Source organism: Knoellia pratensis, assembly GCF_042666395.1.
GTDB classification, from domain to species: Bacteria; Actinomycetota; Actinomycetes; order Actinomycetales; family Dermatophilaceae; genus Knoellia; species Knoellia pratensis.
In genome coordinates, this window is record NZ_JBHTDJ010000005.1 from 1 (window position 1) to 5,436 (window position 5,436).

Annotated in this window: 3 rRNA genes; all 3 read left to right on the forward strand. The window is 55.5% G+C overall.

What is annotated here, in order from left to right:
• Positions 1-241 precede the first annotated feature (241 nt).
• Positions 242-1,763 (forward strand): 16S ribosomal RNA (locus ACFQRE_RS19980).
• Between the two features lie 340 nt (positions 1,764-2,103).
• Positions 2,104-5,228, forward strand: a 23S ribosomal RNA gene (locus tag ACFQRE_RS19985).
• 142 nt (positions 5,229-5,370) lie between these two features.
• Positions 5,371-5,436 (forward strand): 5S ribosomal RNA (gene rrf, locus ACFQRE_RS19990); the annotation flags it as partial.

Consider the following 5,436-nt stretch of genomic DNA (forward strand, 5'->3'; position numbering starts at 1 on the left):
TGTGCGTGCGATCCTTGAGAACTCAACAGCGTGTCAAAAATCGATGCCAATTAACCTCGTCTTGAGGGTGGCTGCGTCGTGTCCTTCCTGGGCGCGGGGTGGTTGTTCTTGAGTCGAATATCCTTTGGTTGACAATGATCAAACAGCTTTATTGCTGGTTGTTCTTGCTCAGCCGGGTAGACAACCCTTTATTGGGTTCAGTATTGCTCGGGCTCCTTTTGGGGGTCCGGGTGTTTGAACATCAACGGAGAGTTTGATCCTGGCTCAGGACGAACGCTGGCGGCGTGCTTAACACATGCAAGTCGAACGGTGATCAGGAAGCTTGCTTTCTGTGAGCAGTGGCGAACGGGTGAGTAACACGTGAGTAACCTGCCCCTGACTCTGGAATAAGCGCTGGAAACGGCGTCTAATACCGGATATGACACTAAACCGCATGGTTATGGTGTGGAAAGTTTTTCGGTCTGGGATGGACTCGCGGCCTATCAGCTTGTTGGTGAGGTAATGGCTCACCAAGGCGATGACGGGTAGCCGGCCTGAGAGGGCGATCGGCCACACTGGGACTGAGACACGGCCCAGACTCCTACGGGAGGCAGCAGTGGGGAATATTGCACAATGGGCGAAAGCCTGATGCAGCGACGCCGCGTGAGGGATGACGGCCTTCGGGTTGTAAACCTCTTTCAGCAGGGAAGAAGCGAAAGTGACGGTACCTGCAGAAGAAGCACCGGCTAACTACGTGCCAGCAGCCGCGGTAATACGTAGGGTGCGAGCGTTGTCCGGAATTATTGGGCGTAAAGAGCTTGTAGGCGGTTTGTCGCGTCTGCCGTGAAAATCCGGGGCTCAACCCCGGACTTGCGGTGGGTACGGGCAGACTAGAGTGTGGTAGGGGAGACTGGAATTCCTGGTGTAGCGGTGAAATGCGCAGATATCAGGAGGAACACCGATGGCGAAGGCAGGTCTCTGGGCCACTACTGACGCTGAGAAGCGAAAGCATGGGGAGCGAACAGGATTAGATACCCTGGTAGTCCATGCCGTAAACGTTGGGAACTAGGTGTGGGTCTCATTCCACGAGATCCGTGCCGCAGCTAACGCATTAAGTTCCCCGCCTGGGGAGTACGGCCGCAAGGCTAAAACTCAAAGGAATTGACGGGGGCCCGCACAAGCGGCGGAGCATGTGGATTAATTCGATGCAACGCGAAGAACCTTACCAAGGCTTGACATATACCGGAAACATTCAGAGATGGGTGCCCCGCAAGGTCGGTATACAGGTGGTGCATGGTTGTCGTCAGCTCGTGTCGTGAGATGTTGGGTTAAGTCCCGCAACGAGCGCAACCCTCGTTCTATGTTGCCAGCACGTCATGGTGGGGACTCATAGGAGACTGCCGGGGTCAACTCGGAGGAAGGTGGGGATGAGGTCAAATCATCATGCCCCTTATGTCTTGGGCTTCACACATGCTACAATGGCCGGTACAAAGGGCTGCGATACCGCGAGGTGGAGCGAATCCCAAAAAACCGGTCTCAGTTCGGATTGGGGTCTGCAACTCGACCCCATGAAGTTGGAGTCGCTAGTAATCGCAGATCAGCAACGCTGCGGTGAATACGTTCCCGGGCCTTGTACACACCGCCCGTCAAGTCACGAAAGTCGGTAACACCCGAAGCCGGTGGCCCAACCCTTGTGGAGGGAGCCGTCGAAGGTGGGACTGGCGATTGGGACTAAGTCGTAACAAGGTAGCCGTACCGGAAGGTGCGGCTGGATCACCTCCTTTCTAAGGAGCACTGGCCCGCAAGGGTCCAGAGCCTGGTCTGTCTCCGTTCGTGGGGCAGCAGGTGCTCAAGGGTGGAACATCGATTATTTGACGCCGCTACTCGCGGTCACAAGTACACCTGGTCTCTTCGGAGCTGGGACGGAACGTGGCTGGTGGGGACACGGCGTTTGACACGTTGTTGGGTCCTGAGGGCTCGAGCGCATGCTCGTTCCTGAAGGCCGGTATCCGGTCAGGACCCCCGCCATGGTGAACCACCGAGTTTCGGCTCGGGAGGCACCAAGTCTGGTGTGGGGGCCGCCCGTATGTTGAGAACTACACAGTGGACGCGAGCATCTTTGTGGCTCAAGTTTTTAAGGGCGCACGGTGGATGCCTTGGCACCAGGAACCGAAGAAGGACGTAGGAATCTGCGATAAGCCACGGGGAGTCGATAACCAGACTGTGATCCGTGGATTTCCGAATGGGGAAACCCGGCTGGAGGCAAGTCCAGTCACTCCTGCCTGAATATATAGGGCAGGTAGAGGGAACGTGGGGAAGTGAAACATCTCAGTACCCACAGGAAGAGAAAGCAACCGCGATTCCGTGAGTATTGGCGAGAGAAAGCGGATGAGGCTAAACCGTATCTGTGTGATAGCTGTCAGGCGTTGCAGGTACGGGGTCGTGGGACCTCTCAGTTGGGACTGACATCCCGGCATGGAGTCAAAAATTCGCGTTATAGTCGAAGGGCATTGAAAGGCCCGGCGTAGAGGGTGCGACCCCCGTAGACGAAATGACGTGAACTTCAGAGAGTTATCCCAAGTAATACGGGGCCCGAGAAATCCCGTATGAATCTGGCGGGACCACCCGCTAAGCCTAAATATTCCCTGGTGACCGATAGCGGACAAGTACCGTGAGGGAAAGGTGAAAAGTACCCCGGGAGGGGAGTGAAATAGATCCTGAAACCGTGTGCCTACAATCCGTTGGAGCCCTCATTGTGGGGTGACAGCGTGCCTTTTGAAGAATGAGCCTGCGAGTTAGTGCTCAGTGGCGAGGTTAACCCGTGTGGGGAAGCCGTAGCGAAAGCGAGTCCGAATAGGGCGTATGAGTCGCTGGGTCTAGACCCGAAGCGGAGTGATCTACCCATGGCCAGGTTGAAGCGACGGTAAGACGTCGTGGAGGACCGAACCCACTTAGGTTGAAAACTGAGGGGATGAGCTGTGGGTAGGGGTGAAAGGCCAATCAAACTCCGTGATAGCTGGTTCTCCCCGAAATGCATTTAGGTGCAGCGTCACGTGTTTCTTACCGGAGGTAGAGCTACTGGATAGCCGATGGGCCTCAACAGGTTACTGACGTTAGCCAAACTCCGAATGCCGGTAAGTGAGAGCGTGGCAGTGAGACTGCGGGGGATAAGCTCCGTAGTCGAGAGGGAAACAGCCCAGACCACCAGCTAAGGTCCCAAAGCGTGTGCTAAGTGGAAAAGGATGTGGAGTTGCAGTGACAACCAGGAGGTTGGCTTAGAAGCAGCCACCCTTTAAAGAGTGCGTAATAGCTCACTGGTCAAGTGATTCCGCGCCGACAATGTAGCGGGGCTCAAGCACACCACCGAAGCTGTGGCATTGACATATTGCCCGGCCACCACACCTGCGGGTTGGTGGTCCAAGCGTGTTGATGGGTAGGGGAGCGTCGTGTGGCCAGGGAAGCGGCGGTGTGAACCAGCCGTGGAGGCCACACGAGTGAGAATGCAGGCATGAGTAGCGAATGACGGGCGAGAAACCCGTCCGCCGAATAACCAAGGGTTCCAGGGTCAAGCTAATCTGCCCTGGGTAAGTCGGGACCTAAGGCGAGGCCGACAGGCGTAGTCGATGGACATCCGGTTGATATTCCGGAACCGGCGAAGAACCGCCCATGACGAACCTTTTGATGCTAAACGCCTGAAACTCTTTCGTGAAGCCTTCGGGTGGATCCTTTGAGTGGAGCGCGTGACCCAATTTGGTAGTAGTCAAGCGATGGAGAGACGCAGGAAGGTAGCCTCCGCGTGGCGATGGTAGTCCACGTCCAAGGGTGTAGGGAGTGAGATAGGCAAATCCGTCTCACACATATCCTGAGACCTGATAGTGACCGCGAATGCGGGAAGCAGGGTGATCCTATGCTGCCAAGAAAATCTTCTAGCGAGGTTCGAGCCGCCCGTACCCCAAACCGACTCAGGTGGTTAGGTAGAGAATACCAAGGCGATCGAGTGAATCATGGTTAAGGAACTCGGCAAAATACCCCCGTAACTTCGGGAGAAGGGGGGCCCGGATCCTGAAGACATTTACTGTCTAGGGAGAACGGCCGCAGAGACCAGGGAGAAGCGACTGTTTACTAAAAACACAGGTCCGTGCTAAGTCGCAAGACGATGTATACGGACTGACGCCTGCCCGGTGCTGGAAGGTTAAGAGGACGGGTTAGATCCTTCGGGGTCGAAGCTCAGAATTTAAGCCCCAGTAAACGGCGGTGGTAACTATAACCATCCTAAGGTAGCGAAATTCCTTGTCGGGTAAGTTCCGACCTGCACGAATGGCGTAACGACTTCTCCACTGTCTCAACCATGAACTCGGCGAAATTGCACTACGAGTAAAGATGCTCGTTACGCGCAGCAGGACGGAAAGACCCCGGGACCTTTACTATAGCTTGGTATTGGTGTTCGGTACGGCTTGTGTAGGATAGGTGGGAGACTGTGAAGCGGGCACGCCAGTGTTCGTGGAGTCAACGTTGAAATACCACTCTGGTCGTTCTGGATATCTAACCTAGGTCCGTGATCCGGATCAGGGACATTGCCTGGTGGGTAGTTTAACTGGGGCGGTTGCCTCCTAAAAGGTAACGGAGGCGCTCAAAGGTTCCCTCAGCCTGGTTGGTAATCAGGTTTCGAGTGTAAGTGCACAAGGGAGCTTGACTGCGAGACCGGCAGGTCGAGCAGGGACGAAAGTCGGAACTAGTGACCCGGCGCTGGCTTGTGGAAGCGGCGTCGCTCAACGGATAAAAGGTACCCCGGGGATAACAGGCTGATCTTGCCCAAGAGTCCATATCGACGGCATGGTTTGGCACCTCGATGTCGGCTCGTCGCATCCTGGGGGTGGAGTCTCTCCCAAGGGTTGGGCTGTTCGCCCATTAAAGCGGTACGCGAGCTGGGTTTAGAACGTCGTGAGACAGTTCGGTCCCTATCCGCTGTGCGCGTAGGAAATTTGAGAAGGGCTGTCCCTAGTACGAGAGGACCGGGATGGACGAACCTCTGGTGTGTCAGTTGTTCTGCCAAGAGCACCGCTGATTAGCTACGTTCGGAAGTGATAACCGCTGAAAGCATCTAAGCGGGAAGCACGCTTCAAGATGAGATTTCCATGGAGTTCAATCTCCGAGAGGCTCCCAGCTAGACTACTGGGTTGATAGGCCAGACGTGGAAGTGCAGTAATGCATGTAGCTGACTGGTACTAATAAGCCGATAACTTGATACACACTAAAAAGTTGCGTTCGCGTCCACTGTGCAGTTCCCGAGATACGGTCGGGAAACCCCCACACACACCACCACCCCCCCACAAAAGGGGAGTGCCACCAGGTGCGTGACAGGGGGGAAGTACAACCACATCTCCATAGAGTTTCGGCTGTCATAGCGAAGGGGAAACGCCCAGCTCCATTCCGAACCTGGAAGCTAAGCCCTTCAGC